The sequence below is a fragment of the Brumimicrobium glaciale genome (assembly GCF_004152935.1).
Lineage (GTDB): Bacteria > Bacteroidota > Bacteroidia > Flavobacteriales_D > Crocinitomicaceae > Brumimicrobium > Brumimicrobium glaciale.
Genome location: NZ_SETE01000001.1, coordinates 16037 through 34429, shown reverse-complemented (window position 1 = coordinate 34429; position 18393 = coordinate 16037). Strand labels below are relative to the sequence as shown.

Below are 18393 nucleotides of genomic sequence, written 5' to 3'. Positions count from 1 at the left end.
AACTCCAAGTTTAATTGAAGGGTTTTATCATTTTTAATCAACAATTATAAAACCCTGGCACGTTAAACATTAATTAATCATTACTAAAACGCTTTACCGCGCATTTTTCGCCATAAATAAAGCAACACAAATCCTGAAACTAAGGTAATTGCAAAGAATATTGCAGCATATCCATATTCTCCGTAAATAATTTTACCGGTTGTAAATAGACATCCATAAACCATAATTGTACCTGCTATAACCGCTAGAATACCCGTTGGAACTGACCATTTTTCTTTTGTCGTGATGATGTCAATGTTTTCGCTTTTCGCTTGATCAACTACATTTTTCCAGCCTGGTCCTCCAGGTTGAATTTTCTGATAGAAATTATACAACACTTTCTTGTCTTCTTTCGGTGTTATAAAAGTGGCGATTAACCAACAAATTGTTGTTACAAGAACAACAAATGGATATTGAAGCCATCCTTCAAAAACTCCCTCTTGGAAAGTTCCGTCAAGTAAGTTCCCACCAAATAAATACACTCCTAAAGAAGTAAAGTTGAGTAGAATTGAAATGACCCCAGAAACAAACATCGCTGTGATTTCGCTCCAAGCGTTTATTCTTGACCAAAACCAACGCAAGATAAATACCAATCCTGTTCCTGCTCCAAACATGATAATGATATCGAAAAGTTGCATTGCATTATTCAACAATAATGCGATAATCGCACTAATAATCATCAACAAAACAGTAGAACCACGACCAACTCTAACCAGCTCTTTTTCAGATGCATTCTTGTTGATGTGTTGTTTATAAAAGTCATTTACGATATATGAAGAACCCCAGTTTAAATGTGTGGAAACAGTCGACATATATGCCGCTCCTAAAGAAGCCAAAACCAATCCCAACAAACCAGCTGGCAACATTGTCAACATTGCAGAATAAGCTAAATCATGCCCTAATTTACTTTCTTCAACATTTGGAAATGCGGCTTGAATACTCGCAATATCTGGGAAAATCACAAGTGAAGCCAAAGCAACTATAATCCATGGCCAAGGACGCAAAGCATAATGCATTACGTTAAAAAAGAAAGTTGCTCCAACGGCGTGATTTTCACTTTTAGCAGCCAACATTCTTTGTGCGATATATCCACCTCCACCTGGTTCAGCGCCAGGAAACCAAGAACTCCACCATTGCACCGCGAGTGGAATAACCAGCAGACTGATAAACTTTTCTTTATCGCTCCATCTTGGAACTAAATCGATTTTATCTCTTACATTTTCGTGGGTAATTAACTCTGCTAAACCACCAACTTCTGGTAAATTCACTAAATAATAAGCTGCTCCAACTGAACCCGCCATTGCAACAAAAAACAAGAGGAAATCTGAATAAATTACACCTCGAAATCCTCCAATAGCACTGAATAAAACAGTGATTGTTCCAGCGATTCCAATTACTTCCAAAGAAGAAAGTCCGAGCATCACTTGTCCAATCTTTATTGCAGCAAGTGTAACGGCAGCCATTGCCAAAACGTTGAAAGCTAATCCTAAATAAATTGATCTAAATCCACGTAAAAACTTTGCTGGAGCACCGCCGTATCGCAATTCGTAAAACTCCATATCGGTTTCAACATTAGATCTTCTCCATAATTTTGCATAGACAAATACCGTAAGCAGTCCTGTGATTAAAAATGCCCACCAAACCCAGTTTCCAGAAACGCCATCGTTACGCACAATATCTGTGACAAGATTGGGAGTATCGGTTGAAAACGTTGTAGCTACCATAGAAAAACCCAATAACCACCAAGGCATATTTCTTCCCGATAAGAAGAATTCAGTACTGTTTTTACCCGATTTTTTCGAAACAATAAATCCAATGGCAATTACTGCAACAAAAATGAAAATAATTATTCCGTAATCTAATGCTGTTAATGTCATAGTATAGCTGTCTATTGCTTGATTTTAAACGAGTAAAAAAGCAATTTTATTTATTTCGGTTAAAATTAGAATTTATTTTGTTGTGGGCTGATGATGGTGGATTTTATTTTTAGAAACATGGTGTATTGGAACGCGGATGACGCGGATCTGCGAGCACGGATTTAACGCAGATTTTTTTGGCAAAGCTTAATTCTCGCACCAATGGTGCGAGTTTTGAAAATGAACAAAAATATGCGCTTTTACAATTCTGCCACTAATGGTGGCAGAATTACAAATACCCTATAATCCATAGGTTGGAGGCTATCCTTGAGGAAAAAGCTTTTTACAAACTCAACATGGAAATTCTACTCCATTTGGTATTGAACTCATTTCTCCAACCACTGGTTGGAGATTTGATTTTTAATAATCAAGATTCAATTGTATCAACTCCTTAAAGTTTAAAAAGTATATATTTGTTTTGCGCATGTCTTGTGATATATTTTAATTTCCAATTCAAAACGAAATAAAACAAAACCTTATGAAACAGTTTTCCATAGGCACCTATCAGATTTATCTTGTATTATTGATTCTGATTTTGAATTCTAATATTCATGCACAAAAAAGTTATTCCATAAATGATGAAATATTCACAGAACAAACAATTCCTTTCAGTGATGAGAATAACATTTCGTATTTAATCAACTCCTCAAAATTTGATAAAAATAAACCAACAGCTATCTATTTTAATGGCTCTTTACCTGTCCCACTGATTATTGAGTTGAATAACGGCGGTTTAATGATGATTCCATTTTCTTATTTCGATTTCAGTAAATTCCTTGATCGTTTCAACTTGATTTTAGTTTCAAAACCTATTATCCCTGTTTATGCTAAAGAATCAAATTTAGTCAATTCAGAATACGTTCCTGATATAACTCAACCAGAATTGATGGATTCAAATTTTATGAAATCTAATAACTTGCATTATCTTGGAAAAAGAGGAGATTATCTTGTTAATTGGTTGGTGAAAAATAAAGTGATTAATTCAGAACGTATTTTAACCATCGGTCATTCGCAAGGCGGATTGGAGGCGGCTAGAGTAGCGAGTTTGAACAAATACGTGACCGATGTCGTAATGTTGGCATCTGCACCTTATGGAAGAACTCAACATGTTGCTAATGATTTCTATTTAAAATATCTACAAGGTGAAATTGATTTTGAAACTTACCAGAAGTATCAAAGTGAAATGCATAAATATATACGTGAAGAAAAAACCCGAAAAGAGAATATGAAATCAGGTGATATCTTGAAAGAGAACATATTAAGTTTTGAAGAACACAGCTTTAAAGATATGTTGTCAACAAAGGCAAATATTCTTTATGTTTCAGGGACTAAAGATATTGCGGGATTGTATGCTGATCAAGTTGTAATTGATGCAATTTTATATGGAAAAAACAATATTCAAGCAAAACTTTATAAAAATGCAGAACATAGTTTTTTTAAGGTTGAATCTACTGGGGAAATCAATTATGAAATAGATTATTGGGATGAAGTATTTGATGATGTTTTAGAATGGTTTAATGGGAATGATGAATAGTATTTCGAATTTTTAAACGCGATTTTACCATTAGGAGGCGAGTAACTTAATCTTTCTCACAATCAATAATCCCAATTTCCTTTTTCTAATTGCCATTCGCGGGAAAAAGTAGTAATTCTTTTGATTTTAGATAAAGCAATAAACAATAAGTGCTAGGTTCTATTTGTCACGATATAAAATCCTCTCCCTTAATCCCTCTCCAAAGAGGGAAACGCTTCGAATTCTGGTTTTTAATTTATGAAATGCTACTTTGTTTTATTATTGAAGTTCTTCTGAAAAAGGAAGCACTTTTCTACATCCCTCTTTGGAGAGGGACTGAGGGAGAGGACTCAACAAGATAAATTAAAATCCGTGATTATCCGCGTTGCTTGCATATGCGTCATCCGCGTTCCAATACAGCGCAACCTGAAAAAATAAATCCAACCATTCCTCCACCATCTCAACTATTTCACTATCTTAATTATAAACATATCATCAACTGCTGTGTTTTTAATTAGAAAATAATTTAGAAAATTGACGTTAATCAAAATAATGTTATTACATTTGATTATAATATTGTCAATAAAATGTTTAAAAAGATATCAAAATGACGAATTTACAAAAAGGAGATGTTGCTCCAACATTTAAAGCTAAAGATCAAAATGGGAAAGAAATTTCTCTATCTGATTATAGTGGGAAGAAAGTGGCGTTATATTTTTATCCAAAAGATATGACACCGGGTTGTACAAACCAAGCTTGTAACTTACGTGATAATTTTGCTGGATTAGAAAAAGAAGGCGTTGTTGTTTTAGGAGTTAGTCCAGATGCTGAAGCACGTCACCAAAAGTTTATTGAGAAATATGATTTGCCTTTTCCATTAATTGCAGATACAGATCATGAAGTAATTAACGCTTATGGTATTTGGGGACCTAAGAAATTCATGGGAAAAGAGTATGATGGATTGCACAGAACGACATTTTTAATTAATGAAGATGGAAAAATTCATGATGTAATTAAAAAGCCTAAAACAAAGGCACATGCAGAGGAAATACTAGAAAGTTTTAAATAAAAAGAATACAATAAATCAACCAAATCACAATAATTTTATCAGAACGTAAAAAGATTACGATCTGCACACCTAAATTTGCTAAAAATAAACGATATGGCAGAAGTTAAGAAAGTAAAAGAGAAAGCAAAAGTAAATGAAGATAAGCTAAAAGCGCTTCAACTTACGATGGACAAAATGGACAAAACCTACGGGAAAGGTTCAGTAATGAAACTAGGAGATGGAGCAGTTGAAGATATAGATGTTATTTCTTCAGGATCTGTAACATTAGACATCGCGCTTGGCGTTGGTGGATTCCCAAAAGGTAGAGTTATAGAAATATATGGACCTGAGTCATCAGGTAAAACAACATTGGCTATTCACGCCATTGCAGAAGCTCAAAAAGCAGGTGGTATTGCAGCATTTATTGATGCAGAGCACGCTTTTGATCAATTCTACGCAAAAAAATTAGGAGTTGATACAGACAATCTAATTATTTCTCAGCCAGACAATGGTGAGCAAGCATTAGAGATTGCAGATAACCTTATCCGTTCAGGTGCAATTGATATATTAGTTATTGACTCAGTAGCTGCACTTACACCAAAAGCAGAGATTGAAGGAGAAATGGGTGATAGTCAAATGGGGTTACAAGCGCGTTTAATGTCTAAAGCATTGCGTAAACTGACTGGATCTATTCACAAAACGGGAACATGTTGTATTTTCATTAACCAATTGAGAGACAAGATTGGTGTAATGTTCGGAAGTCCGGAAACCACAACAGGTGGAAATGCATTGAAGTTTTACTCTTCTGTACGTGTTGATATACGTCGTTCAAGCCAAATTAAAGATGGTGACGAAGTAATTGGTAACCGTACGAAAGTGAAAATTGTTAAGAATAAAGTAGCTCCACCATTTAGAAGAGCAGAGTTCGACATTATGTATGGACTAGGAATTTCTAAAGTTGGAGAAATCTTGGACCTTGGAGTTGATCTTGATATAATCAAGAAAAGCGGATCTTGGTTCTCTTACGGAGAAACTAGATTAGGTCAAGGACGTGATGCAGTAAAACAAATCATTGCAGATAACGATGAAATGATGATTGAATTAGAAGCGAAAATTAAAGAAGCTCTTGCTTCCTCAAAGGAGCAAGCGTAATTGCATATCGTTTATGTGAGAGGTGTGGAGAAATCCACACCTTTTTTGTTTTGTTATAGTTTGTAAATTCGATATGAAATCAATTCGATTATTTCTAAGTTAGCAGTATTAAAAATCAGAGTGTAATTAAAAAAATATGCAAAACAAAATATACGGAGTAGTAGGTTGTGGTTGGTTAGGTCTACCAATGGCAAAAAAATGGATTCAAGAACAAAAAACTGTTCATGGAACAACTACTTCAATGGATAAAATTAAAAATTTAGAAACAGCAGGAATCATTGCTCATGTATTGGACAGCGAAAAAACCAATAAACCAGCTAAATGGCTTTCTGAGCTAGACTATATTCTATTAAATATTCCTCCATCAAGTTTGAAGGAAGAATACGGAAACTTTATGATGAAAATTGTAAAGCAATTGAAACCAACAGCGAAAATTATTTTCATTAGTTCTACTTCTGTTTATGCGAATAACAATGAAGAAGTAACAGAAGAATCAGAATTGGAAGGAACACGAAGAAACTCTGCTTATCTCATTAAAGCAGAACAAATGTTACAAGATTTTGCGAAAGATAGGTTAACCATTATTCGCTTTGCAGGATTGGTGGGTGGAGATAGAAATCCAGCTAAATACATGCAGGGAAGAACAATTAGTGGTGGAAATGAACCTGTAAATATAATTCACCAAGAGGATTGCATGGGAATAATTGATTGTATTATTGACAATTCAATTTGGGGAGAAATTTTTAATGGATCTGCAGCTGTTCATCCAACGAAAAAAGAATATTATACTTTCGCAGCGAAGAAATTGAATATTGAACCACCTGCTTTTGATGATAAAAATAAGGATTATAAGATTATTGATGCCAGTAAGATAACTGAGAAATTCGGGTATGAGTTTAAGTATAAGGATCCTTTTGATTTTCCTGGTTAGGCCGAAAGGGTTTGTGTGTCGTTCCTTCAGAACTTGTAAAAATAAATCATCGTTAATCCTAGGACTAACGTCCTAGGTTAACTCGTTTCGTTCCTTCAGAACTCTTGATACTATTTCATTGTTAACATTGAGATTTAAGCAAAGGTTGGGTAGTTTTATTCGTTCGGAAATTTTTGCGATTGTAGAATAGATGAAATTGTCAAGATGTATTCATTAGACTTCGTTCTCCAACAAGATCCTCTAATCATCAAAAATCAAAGATTTTTATTGATTAAAGGATGACATCGGGACTGTTGTTTGGAGTGAAAAAAGTGGGATAATCATGCAATGTCATCCTCCGAAAGAGAAAAAAAATCCGCGTAAATCCGCGCTGCTTGCATCCGCGTCATCCGCGTTCCATTACAGCGCAACATTGAGCACCAACCTGAGCACTAGTATTAAAAATAGAAATAAACAAAATGCTTGGAAGTATCCGCCACCAACTGATAAATCCCAATCACAAAAACACAACTCGCTACAATCTGTATTGCAAAAGGAGTTTTGGAAAATCTATTTTCTAACCACGTTTCATTTCTTTCTGGCAACCAATGCAAAATCAATCCTAACACCAAAATGATTAACGGAATTGAAAAAGTAGTACACATTAAGATGAACGCATCCATATTAAATTGGAATTTCCAAACCATGTGATTGAAATAATCGAAGGGTTCTGACTTACCTTCTACCCTAAACCAAATTCTGGCAATGGTCATAAACGTAAACGTGGAGAAGATTTTCCAAACGCGAACCAGCCAATGATTAGAGTTTTCGTATGGAGAAATTTTCTTCCAGTGGTTGTAGAAAATCAATCCCAAACCATTGAGCGCTCCCCAAATTAAATAGTTTTGATTTGGATTGTGCCAAAGTCCACCTACGACCATGGTGATCATAAGGTTCATATCCCGATAAATGATTGTTTTGGCTTTTGGAAACAACCACAAAATTGTAAAGTAAATGGCTATAAAAGCCAGTAATACATACAATAACCAAAACCATTTCGTGAAGAAAAACAAGAACAGAAAGATGATAGAAATTGTAGTTATTGAAGCGAATCCTCCCGTTCTATTTCCTCCTAATGGAATGTACAAATAGCTTTTCCACCATTTACCCAATGAAATATGCCATCTTCGCCAAAATTCAGCTGTGTTTAATGATTTGTAAGGTGAATTAAAGTTCTTCATTAATTTGAAGCCCATTAATCTCGCAACACCAGTTGCCATGTCGGTATAACCCGAGAAATCTCCATAAATCTGTAAGGAATAGGCGAAAATTGCCACTAGACTCACAAAGCCAGGATAAGATTCTGGTGAATCGACAATTTTATCTATAAAGTGAACCGCTATATAATCAGCTAACACTAACTTCTTGAAGATTCCTTTGAGGATTTGAAAGATAGCCCAACCAAACTCGGGTTTTGTTAGTGAATAAGGTTTACTGATTTGAGGAACAAACTCTTTCGCCCTTACAATTGGCCCTAAAATTAAATGCGGAAAAAAGGAAATAAAGAATGAATAATGGAATATGTTTTTGATTGGTGGAACTTCTTTTCGGTAAACATCAACGATATAACCAATGGAACTAAAAGTGAAAAATGAAACTCCTGCGGGAAGCAATAAACGATCAAAAATGTCATGTGACCCATACGAACTGAATCCATTCTTGAAATAGGAAATCATGTTGAAGACTTCGTAATTGGTATGGAAAAACTCGTTGAATGAAGTTGTGAAGAAATAAGCGTATTTGAAATAAGCCAGAACAAAAATATTTAGAATTACTCCAATGGCTAAAATGACTTTTCTCGATCTTTGCTTAGTTTGAGCCGCTATTAAATGACCAATACTGTAATTAGAACCGAGAGCAAAAACAAGAATGAAAACAGATAATCCTGAGGTTTTGTAGTAGAAAAATAAACTGATTGCTGTGAGGTAAATACTTCGAACCAATTTGTTCTTGTGCAGGAATGAAAAGAAAATCATCACCACCAAAAAGAACAACCAAAAGTCCAACCTTGAGAAGGTTAAATCAATTGGATTCAAAGAAAAAACGTCGAGCAAGCGTTCCATCTATTCTTTATTTAATATTGTTATCGGTGGTTTATTCTCCATTTGTTCAATCCACTTTAAGAAAGCTTCAAAGAATAAATCTCCTTTTAAATGATATCCATCAACAGAAAAATGCACCAAATCACTTTTCATTAATTTGTTGGTTGACCAAGTTTTTGACGAACCTAATTCTCCCATTAATCCATATAAATCCCAAACAGGAATCTCATATTTTTTCGCCAATTCGATAATTACAGTTCTTTCTCTATCAATATTTTTATTCAAATATTTCCTCTTGTAGTAAGAATCATTTGGGACAGTAAGTAGAATTGCGCAATCAGGATTCGCCAATAATACTTTCTTCATTAATCCTTCTAAATTCCTTTTATATTCTTGTGGATCAAATTGATCATAAGGAACATTCGCATCATTTGTTCCAACAGAAAAAGCGAAAAAATGCGGTGGCGCTTGTGATAATTGCTCCGTGAAATTCTCATTGTCTCGGTAAGTATATAATCCAGCTCCGTTAATTCCAATCGCTGTATAGGCAATTCCTGGCTGATTATTCATCAATTGAAATCCATAAATAAAAAGCGATTTATTTCGAATAGAATCGGAGATTAAGCTGTCGTTCTTCTTGATAAATTCAACATCAAAAGAGGTGAATTCTTTCTTAAAATAAGTATCAGTGAATCCAAATTGTTCATTGGTAAATTGATGAACGATAGGATTTTTTATTGGATCATATTTTATGTTGTAAGCCAACTCACCCTTGTTATGATAAACTCGAATGTGATCGATGGGCAGCTTTTCATTATCCCCTTTATAATCAAATGATAAATTTAACTTGCGGTCTGTGGATGAAATTGCCGCTCCCAACAATCCGTAATGAACAGAATCAGAACGATGAATTACAGAACGATGTCCAGTCCATTCATTTTTTGAAGTAAAACCGTAATTCCACGGATTATTGGTTCTCGCCATTTTAAAAGGAAAAACCCAACCTCTTTCTCCGGGTAAATCTTCCCAATATTTAGCCAAATATTGACGCATATCATTGGTGTAAATATCAGCTTGAATATGCGACCCTCCAATATGATAGAAATTCAGTTTCCCATTTTTTGTTTTCACCATCTGTTGAATTTCAAAAAACAACTTTTCAAAAGCCGGACTTTCTTTGGTATAAAACTGATAATGATTTTGATCGAATCCAATAAAAGGATATTGACTTTGGACAGAAGTATCAATAATTCCAAACAAATCTTCATTGAGATAACCATTTAAAGAATCACTGTCTCTACTCAGCAAAGATTTAGCAATAGAATCTAATTTTTGATCCATTGTCAGCGTATCATTTTTGATCAACGCTGTTTCTTGTCCATACAAATTGAACGTCATCATAAATATGAAAAATGTAACTGATACTTTAGTTTTCTTTTGAATCATTCTTTGTTTTTAATTTATTGTAAGATGTCATGAAAGCATCGTAAAACTTCTGCGTTGCTATACTTGCTCCTTTTAATGTGAAATGCACATAATCTTGTCCAGCCAAACCTTTTTCAACCCATGCGACCATTGCATCTTCGCCTCCCATAGCGGCATACATATCGAAATATGCACCGCCAATTTCTTTGGTCATTTTTCGCAATTTATCCACATATAAAGGCAACAATGGATAGGTTCGGTATTCTGCTTCGATGAGTGTTGACATATCGCTAGGCCCAATTACGATGATCATCGCATTCGGTCGCAAGCGTTTGATCGTATTCAATTGTCCTTTAAAATAACTTACAGACTGTTCAACATCTACTGTATCCTTGATGTAAGGAACTGAATTTCCACCAAATTGCATGATGAATAATTCTACATTTTGATCATCATAAATTTGCTTGGCTAAACTATTGTCAATTTTACCAAAGAAAGTACCGCTAGAACCTCTCATTGCTATGTTGTCCACTTGTACACCACCATCTCCATCCAAAGAATACCCTAAAATATTAGGACTCATTTTAGCCGAGTATTCAAATTTTACTTTACCAGCTGCTCCAGGCAAAGTGAATTTATATTTATGGTATTTTCCATCGGAAATTAAAGAATCAGTCTTCACTAATTCCTCATTATTGTAAATCTTTAATTCACATCCTGCAAAAGCATCTGAATAATGTAAAGTAATACTTTTATAGCCTTTCGCGGTGCTGTATGCACGGAATCCAGGCTCAACTTCCATCCAAGCAGTTATAATTTTCAAACTGTCAAGATTTACAGAATCACTAAATTCTGGAGTAAAACGCCCAACAGAATTCATAATTCCATATCTTTTATTAGACAATTGTTGTCCTCCAAAATTGGTATAACGTTGAAAGTTTTCTGAAACGGTTTGTGTAAAAGTAATGGTCTCGTAAACATTAACCGCAGGAATAAATCCAGGGCCAGATCCTCCAAATTGAGTTTGCAAACGTTGTCTCAAAAATGCAGTAACTCTATCCCCTTCTATTTGTGAATCTCCATAGTGCAGAATACGAATTTTGTCTGAACCACCTGCTCTCAGCCTATTAAAAAAAGCTGCGAATCTCTCTTTTCCATTTTTTGAATAAGACAATAAATCACCGTCGCTAATTTTAAAATTCTTTACTTTTCCATGCGGATTTTCAACCTCATCCACCATAGAAGTATCGACATCTACAAAAAGTGAGTCTAAATTAACTTCATGTCTCTTTTCATTTTTCAGGAGCTTGTTTTGCGATAAAAAACGAAATTCATAACCGAATATATCTTTCCTGCCTGCGGGAACTGCATAGGTTATTAACCCCAAAACAATTAGGCATGCCAAAATGAACAAGACAATTTGAAAAGGTTTATACTCTTTCTGCATAGCTTACAAAGTTATGCAAGAAGTTGTTGCATAAACTATGTCCTAAAATAATTTTCAACAGGAAAGTGTGTGAGGACGTTTAAAAAGGTTAAACAGTTTTCGCAAGAATCGTTAAAGGCTTAAAAATGTTGAGTTGCCTTTTCAAAGCGCTGATTTATTTGTTATTATTTCAACCCAAGGCGATACCTTGGATTGAAATAACCTGGTCCTTCAAGCCGAAGTCATGTTAAATTCCACAATGCTTGGCTAGTGATTAAATGTATAAACAAATAAAAAAAATCTTCAGATGAAATCATAATACTGAAAGGAATTTAGACCAAGGGTTTCTCGATAATTCATTTGGGCTGAAAGTCTAGTTTAACTAAGCAGGATGCAATGCGTCCTGCTGAATTGAGTATATTTTAACGCACTGAAAGTGCTGCTCATTTTTTGAATACAAATTATGCTTTATGATTTTGAAAAGTATTCTACTGACCATTTGACTACTTTTAATTGTTTCACCATAATCTTAAGTCCATACAAAGTTCTCAGATTTTTAGACCCATATACTTATTCACAAAATGAAAGTAGGTGAATTATAACATTTTATGTAATTTAGTAGCAATGAAACACATGATTGTAGTTGTATCTTTACTTTTTAGTTTCCAACTTTTTGCATCGCATATTGTTGGAGGAGAAATGTATTATGACTGCCTAGGCAACAATCAATATAGAGTAACAATTAAAGTTTATAGAGATTGTAATAGTAATGGTGCAGATTTTGACACCCCATTAAATATTGGTGTTTTTGATAAAGTAACGAATTCCAGAATTCAAACAACAGCTGTAAATTTCCCAGGAAGTCAAATTTTACCAGTAACTTTTAGTAATCCATGTGTAACACCTCCAAACAATATTTGTGTGCAAGAAGCGATTTACACAAAAGTAATTACGCTTCCCTCAAGTACCAATGGCTATATTTTGGTTTATGAAAGGTGTTGTCGAGGTTCTGGCATCATTAATCTTATGAATCCGTCGGATGAAGGTTTAACTATGACTGCTGAAATTCCTGGAAATGCAAATGGAATTACTTGCAATAGCAGTCCACGTTTCACCAATTATCCTTCACTTTTATTGTGTAACAATGATGAATTAATTTTTGACCATTCAGCAACCGACCCTGATGGTGATCAGTTAGTTTATGAATTGTGTACTCCTTTTCATGGAGGATCAAGTGGAGATCCAGCGCCAAATCCACCTAATTTCCCTCCATACAATTTAATAGGTTGGGAGAATGGTTTTAATGAAACAATGCCATTTGGAGCGAATGGACCAATTAGTATCAACCCAAATACTGGAGAATTAATTGCAGCGCCAGACCTCATCGGAAAATTTGTGGTTGGCGTTTGTGTATCTGAATATAGAAATGGAGTATTAATTAACACCACCACAAGAGACTTTCTTTTCACTGTTTTTAATTGTGATATATCAGCTGCGGCAGAGATTGTTGCACAAGATGAAATGTCTACATTCAATAGTCTGTGTGATGGAATTACAATCCAATTTGAAAACAATAGTTTCGGTGGAACAAATTACCTTTGGGACTTTGGCGTTCCGAGTGATCCAAATGCCAGCAGTACACAATTTGAACCAACATATACTTTTCCTTCTGAAGGAACTTTCGTAGTCACTTTATATCTAAATCCCGGCTGGCCATGTTCTGATTCATCTACTCAAACTTTTGTTGTTTATGAAGGTATTAATGTAAAATTTGACCCTTCTGAACCACAATGTATTGTCGGAAATTCCTTTGATTTTGTAGGGGAAGGAGATTATGAGGCAGGAGCAACTTTTTTATGGGATTTTGGAAATAATGCGGTTCCAGCACAAGCCACAACCGAGTCTATTAGCGGTATAACCTATGATAGTCCCGGAACATATCCTATTTCGCTTACCGTAAACTTTAATAATTGCCAAGAATCACATTTAGATACATTGGAGGTTCACATGCAACCTGTAATTGACTTCTATTTTGATTCTAGTTTATTTTGTGCTCCAGATATAGTTCAGTTTTTAGACAGTTCTCTTGCTTCGTCAGATTTAGTTTATTTATGGGATTTTGGAGATGGAGGAACTTCAAATGACGCAAATCCAATACATAATTATTCGGAGCCTGGAATTTATGACGTTTCATTAGAAATTAGCACAGATGAAGGTTGTGTGGATACACTAAATCTTTCGAAACTACAGCTTATTCAAGTGTTCCCGTCTCCTATAGCTGACTTTTCCGTATCTCCAGAATTCACGAATGTTTTTGAAACTGAGATTTTTCTCTCAGACCTAAGTATCGATAGTAAGGAACACTTCTATCAGCTCACTTCAAAGGATTATACATTTGAAAGAAATCTAAGTTTTAACTTTATCGAAAGTGGATATCATTACCCTTACCAAGTGGTAACCAACGAATTTGGATGTAAGGACACAGCCATAAGAACCGTTTTTGTTGAGCCACAAACTACAATCTATATTCCAACGGCATTTACCCCAGACAATGATGATTACAATGAAGTTTTTTTACCCATAATCTATGATGTCACAAATTATAAGTTTGAAATATATAACCGTTATGGGAATAAAATATTCGAAACCGATAACACAAAAGAAGGGTGGAATGGCAGAATAAATGGAAAAGTCGCTCCAGATGGAGTTTATGTGTGGAGGATAACTTTCGAAAATCACAGAAGCGTAAATCACGAACAGCAAGGACATTTTAGTTTAATTCGTTGAAATTATTCCAATTAGTTTATGCAATTCAAAGTGTTTTAATTTTAAGCATCTTCAATGCAAAATATGATAGCGAGTAGAACTGAGTTGATAGAATTAATTTGACCATTTCCAAAAAGCATTTAGGCTTCGCTCTCTAACAAGAGCTCTCCGTCAACTGAAGGATCCTTCAATCAAAAAATCTATGATTTTATTGATCAAAGGATGACAGTTCTGAATGGGTAAGGGGTGAAAAAAGGTAGATTGAATTTAAAATAGAACTCGATAAGAGATAAATATTATCCGTTCCCTACTCCAAAAACAACATCGCTGCAATATGATCTGCTTGGAGTTTTCCTTTTTCGGTTAAATACAAAACTCCTTCTTCTTCATTAACCAACTCAAATTCTTTGAATGAATCCAGTTGCTTATAGAATTGTTTTGATGGACAATGTTTAAAGGAAAGCAATTCAAGATTAACTCCCCATTTGGTTCTTAATCCAGTTAAAAGTAACTCATTAAACATGTCTTTTGGAGTTAGGATTTCTTCTTCGAAATAATTGGTCTTCTCCTCCACACCTTTTATATACTGTGGATTATTTGAAACATTCCATCTTCTACTTTCTCCATCAAATGAATGAGCAGAAGGACCAATTCCTAAATAGTTTACTCCTCTCCAATAATTAGAATTGTGCTGAGAATAGGCTTCTTCTTTTGCGAAATTAGAAATCTCGTATTGTTGATAACCTGATTCCTTCATTTTACGCACCAAAATTTCAAATTGTTCCGATTGATCATCTTCTCCTACTTCAGGCAAATCACCTTTTTCAATTAACTTATAGAGTGCAGTTCGTTTTTCAACGGTTAAGCAATAAGCAGAAATATGATCCGGAGAAAGCGCAACCAACTTTTCAATATTGTATTCCCAATCAAAATTTGTTCTATTCGGTAAACCGTAAATCAAATCAACAGTCAGTGAAAAACCATGTTCTTTTGCTAATTTCACAGCGCTCACAGACTCCTCTGCTGAATGTGCTCGATTCATCCAATCCAAGTCTTCTTGTAAAAATGATTGCAATCCTATACTCAATCGATTTACTCCTTCAGCTTTCCACATCAAAAGCTGTTCAATTGTAATGTCATCAGGATTTGCTTCTAGCGTAAACTCAATTTCTGGCTCAACACGATAGTTTTGATGAACAGTTTCAACAATCAGTTTTAATTCTTCTTGAGTTAGCAAAGAAGGCGTTCCACCACCAAAATAAAGCGTTGAAATAGTTTGTTTACCTAAGTAATTGACACGGGTTTTAAGCTCTTCAACTATGGCTTCAATCATCTTTTCTCTATACGCAGTGAATGTTGTACTGAAATGAAAATCACAGTACGTGCATTTTTGCTTACAAAAAGGAATATGAATGTAGATACCTGCCATTTTTCAAAGTTACAATTATTTAAAAGTAATTAGATCAAAAACACCTAACGGAATCTTTGAGCATTAAATGACAGTTAAGGTATTGAAAAGAGAATTCAAAGATTCAAGAATTCTCTTTTCAATTTTTATTCTAAGTTTATAGTATATTGAGAGATAGAAAAATCATACTATTAAAATTCGTAATTATTTCTACTACTCAACAATAATTTTCCTCGTTACATTTCTCTCATTATTTGTAATAGTAACAATGTACATTCCTGGTGAGAGTTTATTTTCGGAGATATTCAATTCATTTTCATTCAACTGATAAGAAGCGATTGTTTGACCAGTTACATTTCTTAGTACAACATTCTTTTCTCCTTCAAAATCCATGATTATTTTAAAAGCCCCATTTGATGGATTTGGATAAATTGAGATTTTATTGTCTAATTCTTCTTTATTTAAAGAAACATCATCTGTACAGAACCCATAAGATTTCTGAAAACCGAAATCAGCATCTGCCTCTAAAAGTCGAGCTAAAACAACATTACTATTGCGATTAGTAAGTGTCATTCTTCCTGAATAATTACATTGATTATAAGCAGCTCCTTCAACTCCATCACCATAAGAATCCCTAAGAATTAATTGATAACAACCTTCCATTAGACAAAATTCTTCATCTACAAGATTATCAGTATTTCCATTGGTATAGCCAGAACCGGAGTAAAAAGTAGTTCCAGAAGCAGAGTTTAACTCCCATGAAACCTCCTCAGCATAACAACCTAAATAAAATTCAAAGTCTAAAGGAACACCATTCGGTGCCGCGTTAAAATCAATATCAAATTGATTGTCTGTCATATCTTGATCAGTATTTCCATTAGGATTGATTGCCGTAACATCAATCGTATTCATTCCAGTCACCTGAGTTAACGCAGGCAATTGAACTAACGCAGAAGCATAAAGCGATAAATTCCCTGTCCAGTTAACACTTTGTGTTGCTCCATTATTATATGAATATTGGATAGTCAGAGAAGTCAATGGCAACATTCCTAAGTTTAAGATTTCAACTTTCGGATTAAATGAAGATACACATGAACTGCCTTCATTTCCGATAATATCTGTTACAGCTACATTGTAGTCCAATGGTGCATTATATGGGTCATATCCTAAAATAGAGACTGTACCCGCATTTGTAGGATCTAGCCAATGTTTCAATTGTTCATCATTTGAACTTCCTGTAGGATTCCAAGAGTTAAATAATCTCCCATAAAAATCCTGACCAGATGAAGAAGTTCCGTTACAACCTGCGTTTCCTCCCCACAATTGACCAATAATTTTACCCTCTTGATTAAACAAAGGAGAACCTGAAGAACCTCCTTCAGTTGTTGTATTTCTGTCCCATTCTACTCTCCAAGAGCTATTTGCTTCTGGTGAATTCATGGCTTGAGTGGCAACAGCAGGCTGATCATCAAAAGATATTTTCTTAATATCTCCACTTGGATGATGAATACTAATTGTCGATTGTGGTGCAGCATTCCCATTATTCCATCCAGCAAAATAAGGTGAATGTGTTTGTGGAACAGTTCCATTTATAAGCCCTCCAGTTATTTCAAGTAGCATAAAATCTGAGTTAAATCTGTTAGCACGTTTTGTTGAACCCGATAATGATTCAAAAGAAGGAGACGATGTAGGATTATTGCAATCTGTGGCTTGCCAATTGAAACGGAAAATCCAACTCCCTGATGGACTCGCTGAATTACAGTGATTTGCTGTAAGTACATAAGGAGTTCCATCAAACTGAGTGTTATTGATTAATGCGCCTGAACACATTCCATTACTTCCAACAACTAACATAACCGCACTATTTCTTATACTTACATAAGGTGCGCCATCAGGACAATTTACGTTCATGTTACAATCTCCAGATGAACCTAAAATTTTAGTTTGGTATTCATTTGCTGTTCTGTAACCATGTGTAATCGTAGAGATTTCAACATTTCCATATATTCCACTATTTTCCGCTGGCACGAAATATTCAACAATTGCTGTATTACCAGGAATCAATTCTGCTCCTAAAGCTCCTTCGGAAATGTGGTTTTGAGTAAATTTTCCTAAAACAAAAGACTTATCTTCATTATATATAAACAACTCATTTCCTTCTGGAATCTTTGTATTTGCAAATGTAAGATTGATGGTTTTTGCTTGGTCAGAAGTGATTTTCAAAATTCCAACCTTATCTCCATTCGCTTTTGTATACCAAACTGCAGAGTTTTCAAAATTGATGGAAGCTGAATAATTATATCCAAATCTCCATGGTCCAGTTTTTAAAGAATCATTCAACCTGTCTTCTGCTCTTAAAGCGGAAATATTTGGTTGATCAAAACTATAAGTAGGAATGTTTTCGCCTGTCTTTAAAAAGTAATTGTAGCCATTTGGCTCTCCTCCATCTCCTTGTTGACCAAGTGAAATAAATGCAAAAAGCATAATTGCGGAAAGTAAAATATTTTTCATTATTTGAATTTAAACTTATAATTAATAATTATTGTTGCCAATTTAACAACAAATCTACGGAAAATAAGTTTTTTGAATAGCTTAAAGCATCACTTTAAATAATGAGTATATTTTCATTTGCAATCAAAAGGTTTAAATGAATACTATTATTTCAGTACTTTTAGGAGTCAATATAAA

11 protein-coding genes are annotated in these 18393 nt (G+C 34.5%); 5 read left to right on the top strand and 6 right to left on the bottom strand.

All coding sequences use genetic code 11. From position 1 onward, the window contains the following. Window positions 1–83 precede the first annotated feature (83 nt). Window positions 84–1916, bottom strand: coding sequence for a sodium:solute symporter family protein (locus tag ERX46_RS00120; RefSeq protein WP_130091798.1), 1833 nt, complete (start codon window positions 1914–1916; stop codon window positions 84–86). Between the two features lie 517 nt (window positions 1917–2433). Here ERX46_RS00120 and ERX46_RS00115 point away from each other — a divergent pair. The 4 genes from ERX46_RS00115 (at window position 2434) to ERX46_RS00100 (ending at window position 6599) form a co-directional block, all read left to right on the top strand. Beyond that, window positions 2434–3489 carry a hypothetical protein gene (locus ERX46_RS00115; protein ID WP_130091797.1) on the top strand — a complete coding sequence of 352 codons (1056 nt, stop codon included), beginning with the start codon at window positions 2434–2436 and terminating at the stop codon, window positions 3487–3489. A 586-nt stretch (window positions 3490–4075) separates the two neighbouring features. Beyond that, window positions 4076–4537, top strand: coding sequence for a thioredoxin-dependent thiol peroxidase (gene bcp / locus ERX46_RS00110; protein ID WP_130091796.1), 462 nt, complete (start codon window positions 4076–4078; stop codon window positions 4535–4537). 93 nt (window positions 4538–4630) lie between these two features. Further along, window positions 4631–5668 carry a recombinase RecA gene (recA, locus tag ERX46_RS00105; RefSeq protein ID WP_130091795.1) on the top strand — a complete coding sequence of 346 codons (1038 nt, stop codon included), beginning with the start codon at window positions 4631–4633 and terminating at the stop codon, window positions 5666–5668. Between the two features lie 136 nt (window positions 5669–5804). Further along, window positions 5805–6599: an NAD(P)-binding domain-containing protein gene (locus ERX46_RS00100; protein ID WP_130091794.1), complete on the top strand. Its 795-nt coding sequence runs from the start codon at window positions 5805–5807 to the stop codon at window positions 6597–6599. A 437-nt stretch (window positions 6600–7036) separates the two neighbouring features. On the opposite strand, the gene ERX46_RS00095 is transcribed toward ERX46_RS00100, so the two are convergent. From ERX46_RS00095 to ERX46_RS00085, 3 genes are read right to left on the bottom strand one after another with little or no spacing between them, the layout of a single operon-like run. Continuing rightward, the gene (locus tag ERX46_RS00095; protein ID WP_130091793.1) at window positions 7037–8701 is read right to left on the bottom strand and encodes an MBOAT family O-acyltransferase; all 1665 of its coding nucleotides are present in this window, start codon (window positions 8699–8701) and stop codon (window positions 7037–7039) included. Beyond that, window positions 8702–10126 (bottom strand): GDSL-type esterase/lipase family protein, encoded by a 1425-nt coding sequence (locus tag ERX46_RS00090; protein ID WP_130091792.1) that lies wholly within the window; start codon window positions 10124–10126, stop codon window positions 8702–8704. After that, complete coding sequence (locus tag ERX46_RS00085; protein WP_130091791.1) at window positions 10107–11552, bottom strand: SGNH/GDSL hydrolase family protein; 1446 nt, start codon at window positions 11550–11552, stop codon at window positions 10107–10109. The genes ERX46_RS00090 and ERX46_RS00085 overlap by 20 nt, the downstream gene beginning before the upstream one ends. Before the next feature lie 570 nt (window positions 11553–12122). Between ERX46_RS00085 and ERX46_RS00080 the strand changes: the two genes are divergently transcribed. Continuing rightward, on the top strand, window positions 12123–14318 hold the full coding sequence (locus ERX46_RS00080; RefSeq protein WP_130091790.1) for a PKD domain-containing protein: 2196 nt from the start codon (window positions 12123–12125) through the stop codon (window positions 14316–14318). Between the two features lie 286 nt (window positions 14319–14604). Here ERX46_RS00080 and hemW read toward each other — a convergent pair whose 3' ends face one another. Together hemW and ERX46_RS00070 are read right to left on the bottom strand one after the other, a co-directional pair. Beyond that, window positions 14605–15726 (bottom strand): radical SAM family heme chaperone HemW, encoded by a 1122-nt coding sequence (gene hemW, locus ERX46_RS00075; RefSeq protein WP_130091789.1) that lies wholly within the window; start codon window positions 15724–15726, stop codon window positions 14605–14607. 192 nt (window positions 15727–15918) lie between these two features. After that, a complete protein-coding gene (locus ERX46_RS00070; protein WP_130091788.1) occupies window positions 15919–18216 on the bottom strand; it encodes a T9SS type A sorting domain-containing protein in 2298 nt (765 codons plus the stop codon). Between the last annotated feature and the right edge of the window lie 177 nt (window positions 18217–18393).

Excerpts from the sequence above, each read along its gene's own strand:
- ERX46_RS00115 (WP_130091797.1), top strand. The coding sequence starts at position 2,434 with ATGAAACAGTTTTCCATAGGCACCTATCAGATTTATCTTGTATTATTG.
- ERX46_RS00085 (WP_130091791.1), bottom strand. The coding sequence starts at position 11,552 with ATGCAGAAAGAGTATAAACCTTTTCAAATTGTCTTGTTCATTTTGGCA.
- hemW (WP_130091789.1), bottom strand. The coding sequence starts at position 15,726 with ATGGCAGGTATCTACATTCATATTCCTTTTTGTAAGCAAAAATGCACG.
- ERX46_RS00120 (WP_130091798.1), bottom strand. The coding sequence starts at position 1,916 with ATGACATTAACAGCATTAGATTACGGAATAATTATTTTCATTTTTGTT.
- recA (WP_130091795.1), top strand. The coding sequence starts at position 4,631 with ATGGCAGAAGTTAAGAAAGTAAAAGAGAAAGCAAAAGTAAATGAAGAT.
- bcp (WP_130091796.1), top strand. The coding sequence starts at position 4,076 with ATGACGAATTTACAAAAAGGAGATGTTGCTCCAACATTTAAAGCTAAA.
- ERX46_RS00095 (WP_130091793.1), bottom strand. The coding sequence starts at position 8,701 with ATGGAACGCTTGCTCGACGTTTTTTCTTTGAATCCAATTGATTTAACC.
- ERX46_RS00100 (WP_130091794.1), top strand. The coding sequence starts at position 5,805 with ATGCAAAACAAAATATACGGAGTAGTAGGTTGTGGTTGGTTAGGTCTA.
- ERX46_RS00070 (WP_130091788.1), bottom strand. The coding sequence starts at position 18,216 with ATGAAAAATATTTTACTTTCCGCAATTATGCTTTTTGCATTTATTTCA.
- ERX46_RS00090 (WP_130091792.1), bottom strand. The coding sequence starts at position 10,126 with ATGATTCAAAAGAAAACTAAAGTATCAGTTACATTTTTCATATTTATG.